Genomic DNA, 18,354 nt, shown 5'->3' on the forward strand with positions numbered 1-18,354 from the left:
GGAGAAATGAAGAAATACGTCTTGTCGTTTGCATTGCTAACTGCCATCACAATAGGAACCCCACTTTACAAGTCTGCTGATGGGCTGGTTTCGTCTGTAATTAGAACATTTCACAAGTGCGGATTTAGTGAACATTCTAAGTTGTTGAGATCACAAGGAAGGGCCATAGATATCCAGCTTGATAGGTGGGCGAGATACCATATTTACCTTGGTAGCAATATGGAGCCTGGAACCATTACAATAGATCATTATCGTGTGTTTGATATGGTGCCAGCAGATAGAGTTGCCAATCAGGTGACAATGTTCATTCTAGCGATACAGCACAAGAAAAAATGCAATTGGATGGTTAGAGATCAAATATCTTCAAAAATCAAAAATGCCATTCTCAAAGCCAAGAAGGCGGGGACATCTTCTTTAAAAATTGGAGATATTATTTTAACGATCTTGGTTAATGATGGGATGGTAGAAACCTCTATATCAAGGACTGAATGATGAGATACCTGATAATTTTTGCATTGCTCTTGACCGCTTCCAACGCCCGCGTATCCTGCAAGCAGATGAAGAGCTGTGCAGAGGCCTGCGAATACCTCGCCGATGGATACCAGTCTCTCGACCGAGACCGCGACGGCATCCCCTGTGAAAAGCTCTGCCACCGCCCTTGCAAAAAAGAGACTCCCAAAAAGAAGAAAAAGAAGGGATGAGGCTTCTCCTCCTGCTTCTGCCGGCCCTGCTCTTCGCCCGGCATACCCACCTGGAAAAGTATTACCAGAAAGCTTTTTGTGACAAGGTTCACGGGCAAATGGAATATCGCCTAAGCGACGGCACCCGCGTTGATTGCCAAACCTCTACATACTCTTTTGAGGTGGACTTCGGCCATAAAGCCTTTGAGTCCGTCGGACAGGCCCTCTATTACGCGATGATGACAGGGAAGCGGCCCGGGATCGTGCTGATCCAGGAGACGCGCGCGGACAATCGCTATATTGGGAGGATCAAAAAGCTGGCCCGCAGGTATGGGATCTATTTGTTTATCATTAATCGGGAGCTTCAGATTCGGGCGATTCGATAACTTCATAAATGTCCGCTTCATGGATTTCTCCCCATCTTGCCTCCCCGCTCCTCTTCTCGCCCAGCCCTAGCACATCACACAGCAATCATAGGATACTTATTTAATAAAGATTCTTCTCAACTCCATTTCAACGACTACCAAAAGCTACATATACGCGATAAGCGGCAGCAGCTCCTTTAATGTAAGTGTAGCGGGATTTTTCGGGAAATTCTTCAAATCGTAGAATATTTAAGCTTTATGTAATTCTCCGTTTTGTAGAATAACACTATCAGAACATCAGTTCTGAGCTCATTGACAACCCAGCCGGTGCCAGGCAACCGGTTATGAAACTCCCGAGCGAGGCAAAGAGGGAGAAGAGCTTGACACTACCCCTATGCGTCTATTAGTCGTATAGGGGTGGTTTCGACCACAGTGCACAGCACGGCACGGCAGAGCACTGCAATGCACAGCATGGCATGGCAGCTAAAAGAATTGCACCGCTCCATCGAGGTGGAGCGGATGGAGTTCTTTGGGACTCCGACGCAGGGCAATGCAAAGATCAGTATCGCGGGACAAAGCATCGCAAAGCAAGGCATTTAGAAGCAACGCACCAGCCCATCGAGGTGGTTTGGATGGATCGCTTTGACGACTACATCAAACAAAAAAGGATCAAAAATGGCTATCCAAAATCTTGAAGCCACGATCACCGGAATCGCTCCTCTTCTTCTCAATAATCCCCAGGCGGTTGACCCGTTCAACCGATACAGCCGGGCGATGAAGCAGATCACTGCAAAGCGCAAAAAGACGGATGACGACCTGCTGGAGCTGAGAAAACTCGAAATCGAAACGAAGCTCTACTGGGATGATGACCTCGGCGTCTATGTCCCCTCCACTTGGATACTGGCAGCGCTGGCGAAAACGTCGTTCAAAAAAGCGAAGATCGCCAAAGCCGAGATTCGCGCTGGAGTGTTTGCCGTCGAACCTAAACTCAAACTCAACTATGACGGGATGGACAAGGTCAAGAAGATCGAGGATGTGGTGGGCAACAGCCGATTCCACACTCAGCTCATCCTTCCCCAAGGACAGGTGCGGGTATCGAAAGCCGCACCGATCTTCCACAAATGGAGCTTCGACTTCTCCCTGGAGTTCGATGACGAGATCATCGACCGGCGCACGCTCATAGGACTGCTCGAATATAGCGCCAAATACGGAGGCTTCGGAGACTTCCGCCCCAGCTACGGACGCGCCAAAATGGAAGCGCACGATGAATAAGGTATCCAACAACATGCTCAGAAAGATCGTCGAGCATATGGAACAGATGGGGTGGACGGACTACGGCACCTACATCAACGGCGACGATCTCCGACGCATGATCGGGATAGAGTATCCGGAAAGCGGATCGCGCCGGGACTTTGAGCAGATCGAACTCGCAGAACTCAGCCGGATCGAGTTTATCCGAAGCATCCTCCTGAGAAAAGGCAAATATCTGCTTCGCACCAATGGAGATTTTCGTATCGCGCTTCCCAGTGAACATTCGGCGATCATCGAAAAGTACATGCGGGCCGCCAAATCCAAGCTCAATAGGGCCATCATACTTGGACGCAACTCGCCTCCGGACGCGAACGGCATCGACCACGCCCTCATACGCGCCGAAATGATGAAATCCCAGCGCAAACGCGGCAGCACATGATTTAGCCATGTGCTTCGTTCAAAAAAATGAAGAGCTTTTTGACGTGGGGCGGTAGACAACGGCAGCCGGCGCAAAGTGTGCCGGATAAGACCGACCCGCCCCACATCAAAGAGCTCTCGCACGATCCCCTACGATAGCCCGTGAGCCAGGCGGCTCAAATGCGGCACCTCTGTCTTCCATAGGCACTCCTTTCGAATGTTGGATTTTACGCAGACGATGAAGCGGCTAAATGATCGCGACACGGGGGATCGTTCGAGGGCTTGATCTTTTGAGGACTTCACGAAGTTTTCAGAAGAGCCCCGCCAATGGGCTGCCACCCGGCGGGGCTGGAACACACCAAACAGGTGCCTTGCAATTATAGCAGGGCCTCACGAAGCGTTCAGCAGCGGCGGCTGCTTCGATCCTCCTCACCGGACGGGTCGCCGCTACTGCTGAGCTGTCCAAGAGGAGGACGACATGAAAAACAAAGAGACCATCACATACTTGACCGACGAGCTGATTGACCAGGGCGTGCTTGATCTGTGGGTACCCGATAACTACGAGGTCATCGCAGACGGCGAAGCTTGCACAGAAGAGAAGCTGAAGAGGATCAACCCGCTCGACTACGCCGATGACGTTCGCCAAGAGCTGATTCAGCGGCGGGCCCGGGGGCTGCTCAAGCACAACGAGTTCAAAGAGGTGATGAAGGCCCTCGATGAAGAGGTCGAATGGCTCACGAGAGCAAAGAGGAAGACCGACCGGATCATCAACGGTGTGCTGGACGCCATCGAGAGAATCGGAAGGAGCGCGGCATGAAATGGAGCGAACAGATCAACGAGATTGCCAAGGCGCTCAACGCCTGTCAGAAAGAGCTCAAAGACGTGTTCAAAAACGCGGATGGCTACGGCTACAAGTATGCGCCGCTTGATAAGGTCTATGACGAAGTGCGCCCAAAGATGACCAAGCACGGGCTCTCGCTTACCCACTCTAAGAGTTTCAATCGCGAAACGAACACCATTGAGCTTCGGTCTCTGCTCATGCACGAGAGCGGGCAATGGATCGAGTATCACGGCTCCCTCCCCTTTGCTTCGATGAAGGGAATGAACGATTACCAGAGCGCTGGGAGCGGTTTCACCTACCTGGAGCGCTACCAGACCAGTACAATCTTCGGGATCACGTCGGATGAAGACAACGATGCACAGGGGGACCAGCAAGAGCCGACCATCACCGATGACCAGGCCGCAACGCTTGACCACGAGATCGGCGCGGCCGGAGTGGATAGAAATAAATTCCTCCAGTTTTTTGGCATAGGGGACCTGTCGGAGTTGCCTGCCAGCAGATACGGGCAGGCTATGAAGATGATCCAGAAAAAGAAAAAGGTGGCAGCATGAGACTAAACATAAAACAGAACACTCCAGAATGGATTGATTGGCGCAAGTCGTGCAGCTTCACCGCGTCCGAAGCGGCGGCCCTGTTGGACTGCTCGCAGTTCTATCCGCACGACAAAGCAGAGCTGAAAGCGGTCAAGATGGGGCTTCTCCCCCCGCCATTCTACTCCAAGGCGATGCGGGACGGGCACAAATACGAGGACCGCGCAAGAGAGCTCGCAGAGGAGAGGCTGGACGACGTGATCGTCCCCGCCTGTTTTCAGCAGGATTTTGAGCTGAATGGAAAGACATACCGATTAGGGGCATCGCTCGACGGCGTGGCCGATCCGTTCGATGAGACGAATATCGAGATCAAGGTATCAGACAAGCCGCTTGATGAGCTTGTGGATCAATACCTCCCACAGCTCCAGTTCCAGATGATGGTCTCCGGCATCCGAAAGAGCCGCCTGGTCGCATATCGCCGCGATACCGACACCGTGGAGGTCAGCGGAGAGATCGAGAGAGACGATGAGATTGCAGAGCGCATCCTGGCAAATATTGCCAAATATGCCGACGTTGAGCCCGCAGAGCCCAGGGTAACGGAGCTCGACGACCCGGGCGCGGTAGAGCTCGCAGCACGCTATGCACAGCTCGCAGAGGAGATCGAGCGGATCAAGGAGGAGCAGGCTCGCATCAAGGCGGAGCTGATCGCCAAAGCGGACGGAAAATCCGTGAAGGCCGGGCCCGTGACGGTCTACCCCATCAAGCCAAGAAAGTCCATTGAATGGAGCAGGTGGGCGAAACTGGAGGGTATCACTCCGCCACCGGAGTTCGTGAAGGTCGGCGCCCCGTCGTGGGGGGTTAGAGTAGCCAAAGAGAAGGGGGCGGCATGAGCCACATAGACGAGATACTGACCGAACGAGGCAAACGCTACGGGGCTTTTGACAAGCACGCCGCCGTCACCCAATCGCTCAAGGACACGATGAAATTCTACCCCGGCTGGCGCGAACTCTCCCCGTCGCAAAAAGAAGCCCTGGAGATGATCGCCCACAAGATCGGCCGAATCATCAACGGCGACCCCGACTACATCGACAGCTGGGACGATATCGCGGGCTACGCCAAGCTGGTGGCCGACGAGCTGAGGGGACCGACCGAGCAGGAGGACAAGTGTTGTGATGAGGACGAGTTCTTAGAAGATTGCGACGCCCTGATTGCCAAAGTTGCCAATCTTGTTGACCTCCTAAAAAGATTAGAGCGCGGGGCTATTTTGGTATCTGTCTATATCCCGGAAATGGGGGCGGAAAATACGTGGGCTCTGCTGAAGAAGGTCGACACGGAAACCGTTGCAAAGGGATGCGCCCACGGAATTGTAAGAACGGCAATTGCGATCGGAACGGGTCCGAAGGAATTTGTGGAGACCGTTTCAAAGAGAGCTAAAAAATATGAACGCAAATTGAGAAAGAGGTATGAGGATGTATAACCGCGTGATATTGGTGGGAAACCTCACCCGTGACGTCGAGATCCGCTACACCCCCAGCGGGAGTGCTATCGGCAAAGTCGGCATCGCCACCAACCGAAAATGGAAAGACCAGAGCGGTCAACAAAAAGAAGAGGTCATGTTCATCGACCTGACTTTCTTCGGCAGGAGTGCCGAGATTGCCAATCAGTATCTGCGCAAGGGGAGCAAGGTCCTCGTGGAGGGACGCCTGGTGCTGGAGCAGTGGACCGCCCAGGACGGCACCAAACGGAGCCGCCACTCGGTCACCGTGGACAACCTGCAGATGCTGGATCGCCCCGGTGAGAACAGCGGACAACCCCAGACCAACCAGAACGCCCCCGCATCGGCACCACGTCAGCCCGCCCAGCCCAGTGTCCCAGAGATCGACATTGATGAAGATGAAATACCCTTTTGAGGAGGAGCCTATGAGCACACTTTTGTCGCCACAGGCCCATCTGTTTTCCAACAAAAAGATCAAGATTAGGCTCTTCAATGACAATTTCCAGAATTTCAAACGCTACAACATCCCCAGAGCACAACTCGTCATCGCCGACATCCCCTACAATCTGGGGAACAACGCCTACGCATCCAATCCGATGTGGTACAAGGACGGCGACCGGAAAAACGGGGAGAGCAAGAAGGCCGGGAAAGCGTTTTTCAACTCCGACTACAACTTCAACATTGCAGAGTTTTTCCACTTTTGCAGCAAGCTCCTGATCAAAGAGCCCAAAGAGGCGGGGAAGGCTCCGTGCATGATCGTCTTTTGTGCCTTTGAGCAGATCCCGTCAATCGTGGAATATGCGAAAAAGCACGGTTTCAAAAACTCCATCCCCCTGTTTTTCATCAAAAACTACTCCGCCCAGGTGCTGAAAGCGAATATGCGCATAGTCGGCGCGACAGAGCACGCCGTCATCCTCTACCGCGACAAGCTCCCGAAATTCAACAACCGGGGCAGGATGATCTACAACTGGATGGAGTGGAGGCGTGACGGAAAAGAGATCCCGAAGATCCACCCCACACAAAAGCCGGTGAACCTTTTGGCTCATCTTGTCCAACTCTTCACCGACGAGGGGGATACGGTGATAGATCCGGTCGCAGGGAGTGGATCTACTCTGCGCGCCTGTTTCGAGCTCAACCGGAACGGGTATGGGTTCGAGGTATCAAGGGATATGTACAGATTGGCTACCGAGAAAATGCTACCAAAGGAGACCGCATGATCGACTACATCGACTACACAGCCGAATTCAAAGCAGCCCTCAAGCTGCTCCATCGGAACGTAACGGACACCGACAAAAACTACCTGCTCCGACGCGCAATGCTTGCCATCAAAGCCGCCAAGGAGAGCGGCCAGCGGGCAACGCGCGTGAAGTGGAGCTGTCATCCGCAGCCGCGGGTAGGAGGTGGGAGATGACGGGGAAATGCCGCAATTGCGGCAAAGACTTCCTGACCAAGTGCAAAGACACGCGCTACTGCTCTCCCGGTTGCGGCGGAGAGGGCAGTGTTCGACAAGGCCATCGACCGGCAGATCGAGGCTCTGAAAACAGAGTTGAGGGAGATCAGGGCGAAAAGAGCCGGGGAAACCACCGCCACCGAAAAAGGCCGCCTCATCGACCCATATTTCCTCACACGCGGGGACACAAAGATGAGCCGCCCGATTTCCGTGATCGAGGCGGGGGCGATAATATGAAGGATTGGGGATGAAGCCAAAAACACATAGAAAGAAATCAAAACGCGAGATCAGGATGGAGCGCACGGCGTCCGCGAGCGTGGCGATCGGGGAAATAGAACACGGTCAAGATGTGTTCATCCTCACATACGGTCAATTCTCACTGATCGATGCTCTTATCGCCATTCTGCGGCAGACTGGTCCGGCTGATGTGATCATGTCTACATGGACGGCTGCGGCCGCACATCTCGACAAAACGGCCGCGATGATGGAAGACAAAAACATCAGGTCGCTGAAGATGATCGTAGATCGCTCGTTCCGAACCAGGCAGCCAAAATATTTCGCACGGATGATTGAGCTTTTTGGAGAAGAGTGTTTCAGGGAGATCACTACACACGCAAAATTTCTGGTTGTCAAAAACGATGAATGGAACATCGTTGTGAGAACATCGATGAATCTGAACGAAAATCCAAGACTCGAAAATCTTGAAATCAGCGATGATAAGAATTTCGCTGATTTTTTTATAAAAATTGCCGACAGCATTTTCAAAGAGGTGCCAGCAGGCAAAGGGAGAGGGGAGATCCCGGAGCTGCGCGGCCTTTCAAATACCACCCGATTCAAAAAAATCGAAGCCGGCGTGATCTCCCCAACATCACTCAAGGAGGCGAGCTATGACACAGAAATGGATACAAAAAGCGCGAAATGCATGTAACAGGACCACACCGGAAGCTATTGTAGAGATAGTCGCTCGGAAATTGTTTACAGCCGACAACTGCAAAGAACGGATAGAAAAAGAGGGGCATGTTGTGAGAGACATGTCTGGGAAGGTCGTCCCGCATCCAGCTATCTCGATATTGGAGACCACCGAAAAATCATTGCTCGATATCCTGAAAATTTATGGGGCGAAACAAAAATGAAGCAGAAGATCGAAGAAGCCAAAGTGTTGCTCGCCCGCGCCCAGGCCAGGCTAGCAATGGCCCAGCGCGAGGACGATCCAGCTGCCATAAAACACCATGTACTTAAAGCACAGGAGATCCTGGGAAGCGGGAAGGAATCGGAATGGAGGTTGAATGAATGAGCTGGCACTTTTTGCGGGGGCCGGAGGCGGTCTCCTCGGTAGCAGACTCCTTGGATGGCACACCGTATGCGCCGTCGAGATTGAAGAGTATGCGCGGGAGGTCCTGCTCCAGCGACAGCGCACCGGAGACCTCGAATCCTTTCCGATCTGGGACGACGTACGGAGCTTCGACGGGAAGCCGTGGAAGGGCGTCGTCGATGTCATCACCGGCGGATTTCCATGCCAGGACATCTCGATTGCGGGGTCTGCGGACTGGACGGAACGCGCAGCGGGCTCTGGTCGGAGATGGCGCGAATTGTCGGCGAGGTTCGACCACGATACGTCTTCGTGGAAAACAGCCCAATGCTTGTTTCAAGAGGCCTCGATCGCGTCCTTGCGGACCTTGCCCAAATGGGGTATGACGCGACGTGGGGAGTTGTGGGAGCTGACGATGCCGGAGCCCCGCATCGTAGAAAGAGGATCTGGATACTGGCCCACTCCGACGATATTCGGAAACAACAATGCGCCGAAAGAGGGAACCAAAAGAGGCGCCGGATTGGCGACGGCGGTCAGATTCCCGACTCCAACCGCATCGGCGGCGAACCAGTCCTATCGGACAGAGCATGCCGGGGGGCTGAGGCTGGATGAATATGTGGTAGCCAAATATCCAACCCCCACAGCTACCGCTCACAAGGGCTGGAGCCCCGGACACAACCGGGCCGACTCGAACGACCGGATCGACTATACGGTTGAACGGGAGGCCTCACAGTCCAGCAAACCGGGGCGGCTCAATCCTGATTGGGTCGAATGGCTGATGGGTTGGCCGATCGGATGGACAAACATTAATAGAAAAGAGATCGATGAATCGTGGACCTGGGCGACCGATCCGGCAGACGTCGGAGCCGTCCAGAGAGTCACGCATCGACGAGAACACAGAGCCAGGCGGATCAAAGCCATCGGCAACGGACAGGTACCGGACGCGATGGTTTTGGCTTGGCTGGTGTTGAATCGAATTAAGGAGATCGGATGAAAGAACTAACCGTAAACGGCAACCGCTACCGCATAAGAGAGGAAACCCCGCCAAAAGGCCGCGAACCGTCGGACCGCTTCGTTTTGGAACATATCTCGACCGGGCAACGGTCAAAGCACGGTAAGGCGGAGTTTTACGAACAGGCGCGCTTGATGCTGCGGACATCGAGCGCTGAGAGGTGCATACGCTACATCGAGGAGATTGAGCGTGTGCCGGTTGAGAATATTAATGAGACAAAGAAATGAGCGCCACAACCTCTCTTCGTGATCTTGTAGATCTCGCAAACGAACCAGATGTGTCCAGGGCCAAGATTGAGGCCAAAATCAAAGAGCTCGACCGCGAAACAATCGAGGGGATGCTGATCAAGGCGGTTTATATTGTCAGTATCTATATGGACGGAAAAGAAGAGGAGGAGGAATAGATGAGTCTGGAATACATGGGCCGGGTTGACCGGCTGCTGAACATCAAACAGGTGTCCGAGAAAACTTCACTCGGGCAAACGAAGATCTACGAAATGATCAAGCTGAACGAGTTCCCGCCCCCGGTCAAATTGGGCCGCTCCAGGCGCTGGAGAGAGTCCGACATAGACCGCTGGATAGCCTCCCTACCGCTCGCAGTATAAGGGCATCTATGGGGGCATCTGCAAAACATATCTCTAAAAACTCACCAATTTTCCGCAAATCTTACTCTTATTTCGATTCCTCCACCCTCTCGCCAGATTTCGTCGTTAGAAAATTGTGTTACGTGCTAAGTGCTACGTGTTACGTAATGTACTTTATTACTCGGTTATTCACTCTCATATTCTCAGCACTCAACGCTAAACTCTCATTGTAAACCTATTCAAATTTGAGCAAGCGTTTCTCCCCTTCCCGCACCACATCACCGCTTTTATCCAGATATTCCAGATAGGCGATGCAGTATTTTCGGCTCATCCCCGTTTCCGCTTTGAAGGTGCGGATATCGATGAAGCCGTGCTTGACCATGATCTCCCGCATCAGGGCCAGGGTTTGGCGCAGGCTCTCGGAGGTGACGAAAAGGTTGTGGGCCAGGCGAACCACCTTTTTGGCTTTGGTCAGGGATTTGAGCGCGGCATCTCCCTTTTTGCGGTCGAGATCGAGACGGTCATAGAGGTCGTAGGGCGCCTCCGGGGTCATCCCCTCCTCTTCCAATATACGGTAAATGCGCTCCGGAAGAGTGTCGAGCAGTTCCGCCGGATCGAGACCGGAGCGCAGATAGACCCCCTGCGCTTCTTTCAGGAATCCCTCCGCCACGAGCCGTTTCATCACCTGCTCCACCAGCGCTGCGCTGGCCCATTTGATCCGTAAAGTTACCGAAGCGGGAGCCAGTAGCGCTCTGGGGTTGGTTTCGTAGATCCGGCGCACGGCATTCTCCACTTCACCCAGAGCTTCGGCGGGGTAGAGCACCAGGTCGGCTTCGTCGAGGAAGGCTCCCTCGATCCCGCGGGCGATCTCCAGCGCCTCTTCGTGATTCAGGGCGAAGCGCTGAGCGCTGGAGATGAGGCCGAAGCCCCGGCGGTGGTTGGCCAGCAGCAGGGAAAAGGCCGTGGGGAAATCCCGCGCCTCCAGCGCCTTCAGCAGCGGGAGTTTACGGTTCTTGCGTATCGGTTCGCTGATGGGGATGAGCACCTCTCCCCCCGCCGCCACGCGCCCCGAAGCCAGCAGCAGATAGGGGTCGCCGAATCGGGTGAAGACCTTCTCGTTCAGATGCAGCGCCGCGTAGCGCTCATCGGCGTAGTAGAGGATCTTGCCCCCTACCCGCTTGGCCCCGCTGATAAAGAGGATTTCACTGCCGTGGGGCAGAGGGTCGTCCCCCAGTTGACGCACCGAGACATCGATACGGTCGAAGCCTCGGAAATAGCCCCGACTGGCCAGCAGATACCCTTTGCGCAGCCTGGTATGGGGGATGTCCAGCTGCAGGGCCGCCCGCTGGTGGGTATGGGCCTCCTCCCGGTCCTCCCCGTGTACCTGGATCCGGCGCACCGTGGCGGCTTTGTTCAATTCGGCCACCAGGACTTTGCTCCCCACCGCCACCCGGCCGGAGAGCACCGTTCCCGTCACGACCGTCCCCACCCCCCTGGGGCTGAAGACCCGGTCGATGTAGTAGCGGAAGAATGGGGCGTCAGGCGCCTGCCGGGCGGGAAGGGCGAAGAGCAGCTCTTTGAGCCTTTCGATGCTCTCTTGGTCGTGGATCGACGTGGGAAGAACCGCGATAATCTCCAGGTCGGGATGGGCTTTGGCCAGATACTCCCGGACCTCCGCCTCACGCTCTCGCAGCAGATCCGGGCTGACCCGGTCGCTCTTGCTCAGCCCCACCACCAGCCGCCCCACCCGCAGCAGGTCCAGCACCGCCAAATGCTCCCGCGTCTGGGGCATGATCCCCTCGTCTGCCGCCACCACCAGCAGCGCCGCATCGAAGCCGAAAGCCCCGCTGACCATATTTTTGATGAGGCTCTCGTGCCCCGGCACATCGATGAAGGCCACATTGACCCCCTCCCGACGCATATTGGAGAAGCTCAGATCGATAGTGATCCCCCGCTCCCGCTCCTCGGCCAGCTCATCCCCGTTGTAGCCCGTCATCGCCTCGATGAGAGCGGTTTTGCCGTGGTCGACGTGCCCGGCGGTACCGACGATTAATTCTTTCATATGGAGACTCCATCTGAAAGAATGAGGAATGAGGAATGAGGAATGAGGAATTTATGTAAGCTTTGCTGTGCAAAGCTTTTTATTTTAAACAAGAGCGTTGCCCAGCAACGCTTACCGACATCCAAAATCCAAAATCCAAAATCCAAAATCATCCCCCAATCTCCTTTCCCGCTTCCGCGATCAAAGAAAGTTCCTCCTCCCGCACCGTCCGCATATCCAGCACGAAGCTGTCCCGCTCGATCCTGCCGATGATGCGCCGGGCTCTGAACTGCCGCTCCAGCTCCACGGCGTCTCCCTCCAGGGCCAGGACGACGGTGGGAATCTTTTTGCCGGGCATGGTGCCGCCGCCGACGTAGGTTTCCGACTCCCGGACTTCTGCCTCTATGGGGGGCAGCATCCCGTTGAGGCGTTCGGCTCGTTCTCGCAGATTTTCGATCGGTTCCCGCAGCATCCGCAGGGTGGGGATCTTGTCGTATTCTCCCTTGCGGTAGGCCAGGACCGTGCGCTCCAGCAGGGCCAGGGTCAGTTTGTCCACCCGGAACATCCGCAGGATCTGATTCTTTTTGAGCCGGGCGATGAGCTCTTTTTTTCCCAGGATGATCCCCGCCTGGACGGAACCGAAGAGTTTGTCACCGCTAAAGCTGATCAGAGAGGGATCGTCGGCCAAGACTCTGAAGATCGAAGGCTCGTAATCGCTGAGCCCCCAGGGGAGATCGGGCAGATAGGCGCTGCCCAGGTCGTAGTAGTCCAGCAGGCCACGAGTACGGGCGACGGCGCGGATGTCGGCGAAGGGGACCTCTTCGCTGAAGCCCTCGATCCGGTAGTTGGATTTGTGGACCTTCATCAGCAGGGCCGTTTCTTCGCCGACCGCCTCTTCGTAGTCGCGGCAGTGGGTTTTGTTGGTGGTGCCCACCTCACGCAGGATCGCGCCACTGGCCTTCATCACTTCGGGGATGCGGAAGCTCCCCCCGATCTCCACCAGCTCCCCCCGGGAGACCACCGCCTCTCTGCCCGCAGCGAAGGTGTTGAGGATCAGATAGACCGCCGCGGCGTTGTTGTTGACCACCAGGGCGTCTTCGCAGCCGAAGAGCTGCCGCAATGCCTCGGCGGTGTGGTGGTAGCGGTCTCCCCGCCGTCCCGCCTCCAGGTCATACTCAAGGTTGCAGTAGTTGCAGGCGACCGATTTGGCCTCTTCGAAGAGCTCCGGATCGATGAGGCTGCGCCCCAGATTGGTATGGACAGTGATGCCCGTGGCGTTAACGAGGGGTTGCAGAGACGGAGTGAGAAAGGCGTGGTAGCGTTCCAGGATCTCCCGTATCAGAGCCTCCCGGTCCACCGACGTCACCTCGCCCCGCCCGATGGCGGAACGCAGCGCCTCGATCGCTTCACGGGCCGCCTGGGTCAGCAAAACGGTGTTGCAGCCGGCAAAAGCCTCATCCTGGAGCAGTTTGTCGATCTGGGGGATTTGGCGGTAGGGATTCATCGGCTTTCTCCGCTAAAAGCTCAGCACACGGTACGAATCCAAGACCCAATCGGAGAGATCGTTCATCGTCCCTTTGACCTCGGGGGCGAAGTAGGGTTCGTTCTTGTGGATCCCGCAGCGGGCTTGGCAGGTGCCGCAGACTTTCAGCGCCACACCGTCGGCGTAGAGCTCCTTGAGCATCGCCACCAGATCGTGGTCGTAACTCTCGGGTTTGAGGGTGCACTCTCTAGCCAGATCCACCGAATCGTTCATCAGAAAGATCCGTACCTCTTCACCCCGCTCGTGGAGATTTCTCGCCAGGCGCAAACCGTTCCAGGCTACATCGCTTCCGTCGTAGGGTTGATGGTTGAAGACAATCAATACTTTCATTTCCGATCCTTTTAGAGGGTTACCGTGTCGGTATGCAAAAGCATATCCATCGTATCGTAGGCATTCCCGATCTCCCCGACTTTGAGGGCTTCCGGGGCGATGCCGTAATGGTTCATACAAAGCCCGCAGCTGTAGATCCTGACCCCCCGCTCCTGCAGTTGGCGCAGGATCCCGATGATCTCCCCGTGTTTGGCCTCATCGGTGGTCAAAAAGACGCCCCGATTGACGAAGACAATGTTTCGGGGCAGGCGCTCGAACTCCAGCGTCGTTTTGAGAAAGCCCTTCATCAGGATCAATCCCAGCTCCCCTTCGCCGACTTTGTCGTCTTTGATGAAGAGGGTCCGATCGAGAAAAGGAGCCTGCTCCTCCGCCTCCGCGATTTCACAGGCGAACCCTTTGATGATCGTCATAAGGGTTTTACCCTCTTCCTGCGCTTCGCTGCGGCACTCGTAGCCCTGATTCTCGGCAAAACGCCGTACGTTGGCCACCGAAGAGGCACTGTTGACCAGGACTTCCAGAATGGAATTCTCCGGCAGCTCCTCCAAAGCCTTTTTGGTCCGAAGCACCGGCTCCGGGCACGCCAAATCACAACAATCGATACGCATCCTGTCGCTCCGAAATAGATTTACCAACGGATATCTGATGAAAAGAAGGGATAAAAAAACGCCTCTTTCATGTCTGTTCGCACCGCGAACGCTGTGGCATAGAAAGATTATAGAACGTTTTGAATAAAGTATCTCTTATTCTGTATCCCACACTTGACACGGAAAAGATGGAGTATTATAATCGATAAAAATTATTATTATAATTCAAACGAAAAAAGGAGTCATATTATGAAAATCCTCGTTCCCGTAGAGGGAGAGAATCGTAAAGTCTTTACCCGCATCGGACAGGCACCCTTTTTCGCCATCTATGAAAATGGAGATTTCCTGGAACTGCGGGAAAACCTCCACGCCAAAAGCCATCAAGAGGAAGGTACCGGCCATCATCACGGCAAAGATCAGGGAGAGGGCCAAAGGCACGGCGGCGGGAAGCCCCACACCGAACCCTATTCCAAAGAAGAGGTGGAGCACCACCGCCGCGACCTGGGAAACATCAGCGATGTCGATCTGGTCCTCACCCGTGCCGTAGGGCCCAATATGAAAGAGGCATTGGAGCTTCAGGGGCACAAAGTGGTCAAAATCCGCAAAGCCGACGGGGAGACTTCCGATGAAGTCGTCGAAAACTACCTGAACAAGCAGCAATGATAGAAAGGTATAAAAACAACTTTTGAGGAGCAGCGACTTCAGTCGCTGAAATCAACGCTTCTCCCTACGCTGCGCGTGGAAATGCCTATCCAGGCACTTTTCACATTCCCAGAATTTCCGCGTGACTTCCAAGCCTTATCAGATAGATCACCTCATCTTCGATCGTATAGAGCACGAGAAGATCACCGCCGATATGAAGCTCCCGATATCCGGCCAATCTCCCTTTGAGAGGATGATCTCGACAGTATGAGGGCAAGGGCTTGCCCTCCATGAGACAGCTTAGAGCTTCAATCAAAGATTGAAAATGCTTATCCCCCATCTGCGTCGCATAGTTCCGGAGATCTTTTTTGAATTGCCTGGAACGGCTCAATTTCACCTTGCTTCCTCGATGAACTGTGCCAGCTCAATCGGTTCTTCAAAGGTCTTTCGCTCTTTTTCAAAATCCTGCAACACAGCTTCTGTTTCCGGGGGAAGTAACATATCAACATCTTTTTGAAGAAATTTAGCCAACATGACATTGACAAAACTGCTGAGATTCATTCCATACTGATCGAGCTTTTCCTGCGCTGCCTCTTTCAATTCACTATTGAGGTAAAGATTGGTTCTTACTTTTGTTACACCCATTTTGCACCTCCTGTGCGCATATTATACGCAACAAACTCTCCTTTGTCAAAAATCTCACCGTATCGAAAGAGAGCCCCCAATGGCGTTTCGTTTCCTCTCGTTCCCACGCCAAATTTACCAGAGATAGTGAATCGGGAATATGCCTTTATATATGGCACGTAGTGTATGGATTCCCACGTTCAACGTGGGAACCGGAAAGAATGGGTGCCCACCCCCTTAGAAAATCGTCGGCTGAATCGCCGAATTGTCCACGCCTCCTTCGGCATTGACCTCCTGCATCGCTTCCCAAAGCTTCCCGGCCGCCTCCAGATAGCGGCGGGTGGTCTCACAGCCGGGGGCGAGCGTGACGATGGGCATGCCCATATCGCCCCCCTCCCGGACCGCCGGCTCGATGGGGATCTCCGCCAGTACCCGGGTTGCGTAGCGCTGCGCCAGTTCCGGGGTCGTCCCTTTGCCGAAGATCGGATACTCTTTGCCGGTCTCGGGGCAGATAAAGCCGCTCATATTCTCCACGATCCCGGCGATGGGGATATGGAGCTGCCGGAACATATCCAGCGCCCGCACCGTATCGTCCAGGGCCACCTTTTGCGGCGTGGTCACACAGACCCCCGCCGTGATGGGAAGATTCTGAGCCAGGGCTAACTGGGCGTCTCCGGTGCCCGGGGGCATATCGAAGATCAGCACATCCAACTCCCCCCACTCGATATCTTCGAGCATCTGCTCGATCGCCTGGGTCACCATCGCCCCCTTCCAGATGAGCGACGCATCGGGAGCGATAAGCGATCCCATACTCATCACCTTCACCCCGTGAGCCATAATCGGTTTGATCCTCTTGCCCATAAAAACGGGCTCCACCCCTTCGATCCCCATCATCCGGGGAATGTTGGGGCCGTAGATATCACTGTCGAGCAGGCCGACCCGTTTACCCTGCTGCGCCAGGGCCAGGGCCAGGTTGACCGTCGTGGTCGTTTTGCCCACGCCCCCTTTGCCGGAGCTGACCATCACGAAGTTGGCGACATTTGGCAGCACGTTTCGCCCGTTGGAGCTGGTCTGCCGCGGCTTGGGAGGTTGGCGGATCTCCAGGACCCCCAGAGCGATCCCCGCCGCCTCCAGCCTCTTGCCGATCTCCAGCCGCAGCTGCTCGGCCACCTGCTCCGAAGCGGAGGGAATCTCCAGAACAATCTTCGAAGCCTTGCCGTCAAACTCGACTGATTTGACGAAATCGTAGGCGACGATACTCTTGGGAAAACCGGGATAGAGCGTCTCTTCCAGAAGAGCCCATACTCTTTGTTCCATAAAATGGCTCCTATTGTTTTTTTGGGTGCCATTTTATCCAAATCGGAATCGCTGAGCTGTTGAATTCACAGCTTTGTGCCAAATAATTGAGAATGATTACCAATTTAAGAAGAGGACAAGTTTCATATTGCTATAGTTGCGAACGATTATCAATTCCAACAATGAGAAGGAGCGATTATGACCGTCGGTATCCAAAACACCTCGGCCAGGAAGATTTTGTCTCAAGCCTCGGCGATTTGCCGCAAAGCCCAAAAGAAGAGTGTCTCAAATCAAAACGAGAAAGGAAAAAAGTAGATGAAGAGCGTAAAACAGACCCTATGGATCGCCCTGCTCGCCGCGGCGGCCCTCCCCTATAGCCTCGGAGCCCAGGTAATCCCCGGTATCAATACCAAAGCCGGGGGAATGGTCGTCCCCAAAGGCAAGGCCGTGATGGGGATCAAATATGTCTATCTCAAAAAGAACCATATGTTCGACGGCACCCACGAAGTAACCAACCTACAGCACCTCGACGCCACCGCCTATATGACCCTGCTGGCCCTTCGCTACGGGATCGCCGACAATATGGATATCCGTGTGGTGATGCCGGTCAAACATATCGACGCGACGGCCCAGCTGATGCCCGGCGTCGGTGTCGCCATCGACAACACCGGCCTGAGCGATATAGTCGTGATGGGCAAATACCGTTTCTACAACCAAAACGGCCTTCAGCTCGCCGTCGGCGCAGGACTCAAGCTCCCGACCGGTTCCACGAACAAAGGCTTCAAAAAGGCTCCTCCTTTCCACCTCACCAAAGGGGATAGAACACCCCTTCCTACCCAGCCCGGCACCGACAAAACGGAGTATAAAATGGAAGCGGGTCTCTCCAAAGTCTTCAGCCCCGACTTCAGGCTCGATATGCACGCGATGTACACTTATCGCCCCAAAGCCAAAAACGATTACGACTTCGGCAACGAGTTCCTCTTCGATGCCGGGGTCGTCAAAGCTCTGAACGATAAATTCAATGTGGGTCTGGAGTATAATTTCCAATACAACAGCGCCACCGATATGGGTAGCGATATCCCCCCCAACAAAGCGTTAAGAAAGATTTTCCCCTTCAAAGCCTTTAGCGGAAGCGCGGGCTACCTGACACCGGAGATTGAATTCCTCCCCTTCGGGAAACCGAAACTCTTTGTGGGCGCGGGGATGAGTTTCCTGATCCATAAAAACCTCAAAGAGTATCAGCCTTTGGAGAAACGGAGATTTATGCTCCGCGTAGGTTATATGTTCTAATCTTATGAGAGTGATTCTCATTTTAAGATGTTTGAAAGCGATAATGGATATCATTACAATACAAAACAGAT

The 18,354-nt window shown here is 54.4% G+C and carries 31 protein-coding genes and 1 pseudogene; 24 read left to right on the forward strand and 8 right to left on the reverse strand.

Going from position 1 to position 18,354, the window contains the following annotated elements; translation table 11 throughout:
* The first annotated feature begins 6 nt into the window (after window positions 1–6).
* From NITSA_RS09120 to NITSA_RS09215, 22 genes and pseudogenes are all read left to right on the forward strand, one after another.
* Window positions 7–492 (forward strand): hypothetical protein, encoded by a 486-nt coding sequence (locus tag NITSA_RS09120; protein WP_013554736.1) that lies wholly within the window; start codon window positions 7–9, stop codon window positions 490–492.
* Window positions 492–701 (forward strand): excalibur calcium-binding domain-containing protein, encoded by a 210-nt coding sequence (locus NITSA_RS09125; protein ID WP_013554737.1) that lies wholly within the window; start codon window positions 492–494, stop codon window positions 699–701. Before NITSA_RS09120 ends, NITSA_RS09125 begins: the two co-directional genes overlap by 1 nt.
* A complete protein-coding gene (locus tag NITSA_RS09130) occupies window positions 698–1,066 on the forward strand; it encodes a hypothetical protein (RefSeq protein ID WP_013554738.1) in 369 nt (122 codons plus the stop codon). Before NITSA_RS09125 ends, NITSA_RS09130 begins: the two co-directional genes overlap by 4 nt.
* Before the next feature lie 455 nt (window positions 1,067–1,521).
* A complete protein-coding gene (locus NITSA_RS11335; protein WP_148224974.1) occupies window positions 1,522–1,740 on the forward strand; it encodes a hypothetical protein in 219 nt (72 codons plus the stop codon).
* A complete protein-coding gene (locus NITSA_RS09135; RefSeq protein WP_013554740.1) occupies window positions 1,721–2,317 on the forward strand; it encodes a hypothetical protein in 597 nt (198 codons plus the stop codon). The genes NITSA_RS11335 and NITSA_RS09135 overlap by 20 nt, the downstream gene beginning before the upstream one ends.
* Window positions 2,310–2,735, forward strand: coding sequence for a hypothetical protein (locus tag NITSA_RS09140; protein ID WP_013554741.1), 426 nt, complete (start codon window positions 2,310–2,312; stop codon window positions 2,733–2,735). The genes NITSA_RS09135 and NITSA_RS09140 overlap by 8 nt, the downstream gene beginning before the upstream one ends.
* A gap of 456 nt (window positions 2,736–3,191) precedes the next feature.
* Window positions 3,192–3,530, forward strand: coding sequence for a hypothetical protein (locus NITSA_RS09145; protein WP_013554742.1), 339 nt, complete (start codon window positions 3,192–3,194; stop codon window positions 3,528–3,530).
* The gene (locus tag NITSA_RS09150) at window positions 3,527–4,105 is read left to right on the forward strand and encodes an ERF family protein (protein ID WP_013554743.1); all 579 of its coding nucleotides are present in this window, start codon (window positions 3,527–3,529) and stop codon (window positions 4,103–4,105) included. Before NITSA_RS09145 ends, NITSA_RS09150 begins: the two co-directional genes overlap by 4 nt.
* Window positions 4,102–4,974: a YqaJ viral recombinase family protein gene (locus NITSA_RS09155; protein ID WP_013554744.1), complete on the forward strand. Its 873-nt coding sequence runs from the start codon at window positions 4,102–4,104 to the stop codon at window positions 4,972–4,974. Before NITSA_RS09150 ends, NITSA_RS09155 begins: the two co-directional genes overlap by 4 nt.
* A complete protein-coding gene (locus NITSA_RS11490; RefSeq protein ID WP_013554745.1) occupies window positions 4,971–5,561 on the forward strand; it encodes a hypothetical protein in 591 nt (196 codons plus the stop codon). The genes NITSA_RS09155 and NITSA_RS11490 overlap by 4 nt, the downstream gene beginning before the upstream one ends.
* Entirely contained in the window at window positions 5,554–5,994 is a 441-nt protein-coding gene (gene ssb, locus NITSA_RS09165) for a single-stranded DNA-binding protein (protein WP_013554746.1), read from the forward strand. Before NITSA_RS11490 ends, ssb begins: the two co-directional genes overlap by 8 nt.
* Before the next feature lie 10 nt (window positions 5,995–6,004).
* Window positions 6,005–6,796, forward strand: a complete 792-nt coding sequence (locus NITSA_RS09170; RefSeq protein WP_013554747.1) for a DNA-methyltransferase — start codon at window positions 6,005–6,007, stop codon at window positions 6,794–6,796.
* Window positions 6,793–6,990: a hypothetical protein gene (locus tag NITSA_RS09175; protein WP_013554748.1), complete on the forward strand. Its 198-nt coding sequence runs from the start codon at window positions 6,793–6,795 to the stop codon at window positions 6,988–6,990. Before NITSA_RS09170 ends, NITSA_RS09175 begins: the two co-directional genes overlap by 4 nt.
* 87 nt (window positions 6,991–7,077) lie before the next feature.
* On the forward strand, window positions 7,078–7,266 hold the full coding sequence (locus NITSA_RS09180) for a hypothetical protein (RefSeq protein WP_013554749.1): 189 nt from the start codon (window positions 7,078–7,080) through the stop codon (window positions 7,264–7,266).
* Between the two features lie 10 nt (window positions 7,267–7,276).
* Window positions 7,277–7,957 carry a hypothetical protein gene (locus NITSA_RS09185; RefSeq protein ID WP_042203944.1) on the forward strand — a complete coding sequence of 227 codons (681 nt, stop codon included), beginning with the start codon at window positions 7,277–7,279 and terminating at the stop codon, window positions 7,955–7,957.
* Window positions 7,917–8,162 carry a hypothetical protein gene (locus NITSA_RS09190; protein WP_013554751.1) on the forward strand — a complete coding sequence of 82 codons (246 nt, stop codon included), beginning with the start codon at window positions 7,917–7,919 and terminating at the stop codon, window positions 8,160–8,162. Before NITSA_RS09185 ends, NITSA_RS09190 begins: the two co-directional genes overlap by 41 nt.
* Window positions 8,159–8,323 (forward strand): hypothetical protein, encoded by a 165-nt coding sequence (locus tag NITSA_RS11450; protein ID WP_013554752.1) that lies wholly within the window; start codon window positions 8,159–8,161, stop codon window positions 8,321–8,323. The genes NITSA_RS09190 and NITSA_RS11450 overlap by 4 nt, the downstream gene beginning before the upstream one ends.
* Window positions 8,316–8,950: pseudogene (locus tag NITSA_RS11800) on the forward strand (DNA cytosine methyltransferase). The gene NITSA_RS11450 and the pseudogene NITSA_RS11800 overlap by 8 nt, the downstream one beginning before the upstream one ends.
* A 4-nt stretch (window positions 8,951–8,954) precedes the next feature.
* Complete coding sequence (locus tag NITSA_RS11805) at window positions 8,955–9,332, forward strand: hypothetical protein (RefSeq protein ID WP_042203945.1); 378 nt, start codon at window positions 8,955–8,957, stop codon at window positions 9,330–9,332.
* On the forward strand, window positions 9,329–9,577 hold the full coding sequence (locus NITSA_RS09205; protein WP_013554754.1) for a hypothetical protein: 249 nt from the start codon (window positions 9,329–9,331) through the stop codon (window positions 9,575–9,577). Before NITSA_RS11805 ends, NITSA_RS09205 begins: the two co-directional genes overlap by 4 nt.
* Window positions 9,578–9,627: 50 nt before the next feature.
* A complete protein-coding gene (locus NITSA_RS11730) occupies window positions 9,628–9,753 on the forward strand; it encodes a hypothetical protein (RefSeq protein WP_281031598.1) in 126 nt (41 codons plus the stop codon).
* A complete protein-coding gene (locus tag NITSA_RS09215; protein ID WP_013554756.1) occupies window positions 9,754–9,954 on the forward strand; it encodes a helix-turn-helix transcriptional regulator in 201 nt (66 codons plus the stop codon). It abuts the gene before it with no gap.
* 214 nt (window positions 9,955–10,168) lie between these two features.
* Here the strand turns inward: NITSA_RS09215 and selB are convergent, their stop codons facing one another.
* Genes selB through yedF form a run of 5 tightly spaced genes read right to left on the reverse strand, consistent with a single transcriptional unit; the run spans window position 10,169 to window position 14,452 of the window.
* Window positions 10,169–11,995: a selenocysteine-specific translation elongation factor gene (gene selB / locus NITSA_RS09220; RefSeq protein ID WP_013554757.1), complete on the reverse strand. Its 1,827-nt coding sequence runs from the start codon at window positions 11,993–11,995 to the stop codon at window positions 10,169–10,171.
* On the reverse strand, window positions 11,992–12,147 hold the full coding sequence (locus NITSA_RS11455) for a hypothetical protein (protein WP_169308541.1): 156 nt from the start codon (window positions 12,145–12,147) through the stop codon (window positions 11,992–11,994). The genes selB and NITSA_RS11455 overlap by 4 nt, the downstream gene beginning before the upstream one ends.
* Window positions 12,144–13,478 (reverse strand): L-seryl-tRNA(Sec) selenium transferase, encoded by a 1,335-nt coding sequence (selA, locus tag NITSA_RS09225; RefSeq protein WP_013554758.1) that lies wholly within the window; start codon window positions 13,476–13,478, stop codon window positions 12,144–12,146. Before selA ends, NITSA_RS11455 begins: the two co-directional genes overlap by 4 nt.
* A 12-nt stretch (window positions 13,479–13,490) precedes the next feature.
* Window positions 13,491–13,847: a DsrE/DsrF/TusD sulfur relay family protein gene (locus NITSA_RS09230; protein WP_013554759.1), complete on the reverse strand. Its 357-nt coding sequence runs from the start codon at window positions 13,845–13,847 to the stop codon at window positions 13,491–13,493.
* Window positions 13,848–13,858: 11 nt separating this feature from the next.
* Complete coding sequence (gene yedF / locus NITSA_RS09235) at window positions 13,859–14,452, reverse strand: sulfurtransferase-like selenium metabolism protein YedF (protein ID WP_013554760.1); 594 nt, start codon at window positions 14,450–14,452, stop codon at window positions 13,859–13,861.
* Between the two features lie 228 nt (window positions 14,453–14,680).
* Between yedF and NITSA_RS09240 the strand changes: the two genes are divergently transcribed.
* On the forward strand, window positions 14,681–15,094 hold the full coding sequence (locus NITSA_RS09240; protein ID WP_013554761.1) for a NifB/NifX family molybdenum-iron cluster-binding protein: 414 nt from the start codon (window positions 14,681–14,683) through the stop codon (window positions 15,092–15,094).
* A 100-nt stretch (window positions 15,095–15,194) separates the two neighbouring features.
* Here the strand turns inward: NITSA_RS09240 and NITSA_RS09245 are convergent, their stop codons facing one another.
* The 3 genes from NITSA_RS09245 to NITSA_RS09255 all read right to left on the reverse strand — a co-directional run bounded on the left by NITSA_RS09245 (window position 15,195) and on the right by NITSA_RS09255 (window position 17,014).
* Window positions 15,195–15,470, reverse strand: a complete 276-nt coding sequence (locus NITSA_RS09245; RefSeq protein WP_013554762.1) for a type II toxin-antitoxin system YafQ family toxin — start codon at window positions 15,468–15,470, stop codon at window positions 15,195–15,197.
* Window positions 15,467–15,718, reverse strand: a complete 252-nt coding sequence (locus NITSA_RS09250) for a type II toxin-antitoxin system CcdA family antitoxin (protein WP_013554763.1) — start codon at window positions 15,716–15,718, stop codon at window positions 15,467–15,469. Before NITSA_RS09250 ends, NITSA_RS09245 begins: the two co-directional genes overlap by 4 nt.
* Before the next feature lie 216 nt (window positions 15,719–15,934).
* Window positions 15,935–17,014 (reverse strand): Mrp/NBP35 family ATP-binding protein, encoded by a 1,080-nt coding sequence (locus tag NITSA_RS09255; protein WP_013554764.1) that lies wholly within the window; start codon window positions 17,012–17,014, stop codon window positions 15,935–15,937.
* Between the two features lie 294 nt (window positions 17,015–17,308).
* Between NITSA_RS09255 and NITSA_RS09260 the strand changes: the two genes are divergently transcribed.
* Window positions 17,309–18,283: a transporter gene (locus NITSA_RS09260; protein WP_013554766.1), complete on the forward strand. Its 975-nt coding sequence runs from the start codon at window positions 17,309–17,311 to the stop codon at window positions 18,281–18,283.
* The last annotated feature ends 71 nt before the right edge of the window (window positions 18,284–18,354 follow it).

Origin of the sequence: Nitratifractor salsuginis DSM 16511 (assembly GCF_000186245.1) — a bacterium.
GTDB lineage: Bacteria > Campylobacterota > Campylobacteria > Campylobacterales > Sulfurovaceae > Nitratifractor > Nitratifractor salsuginis.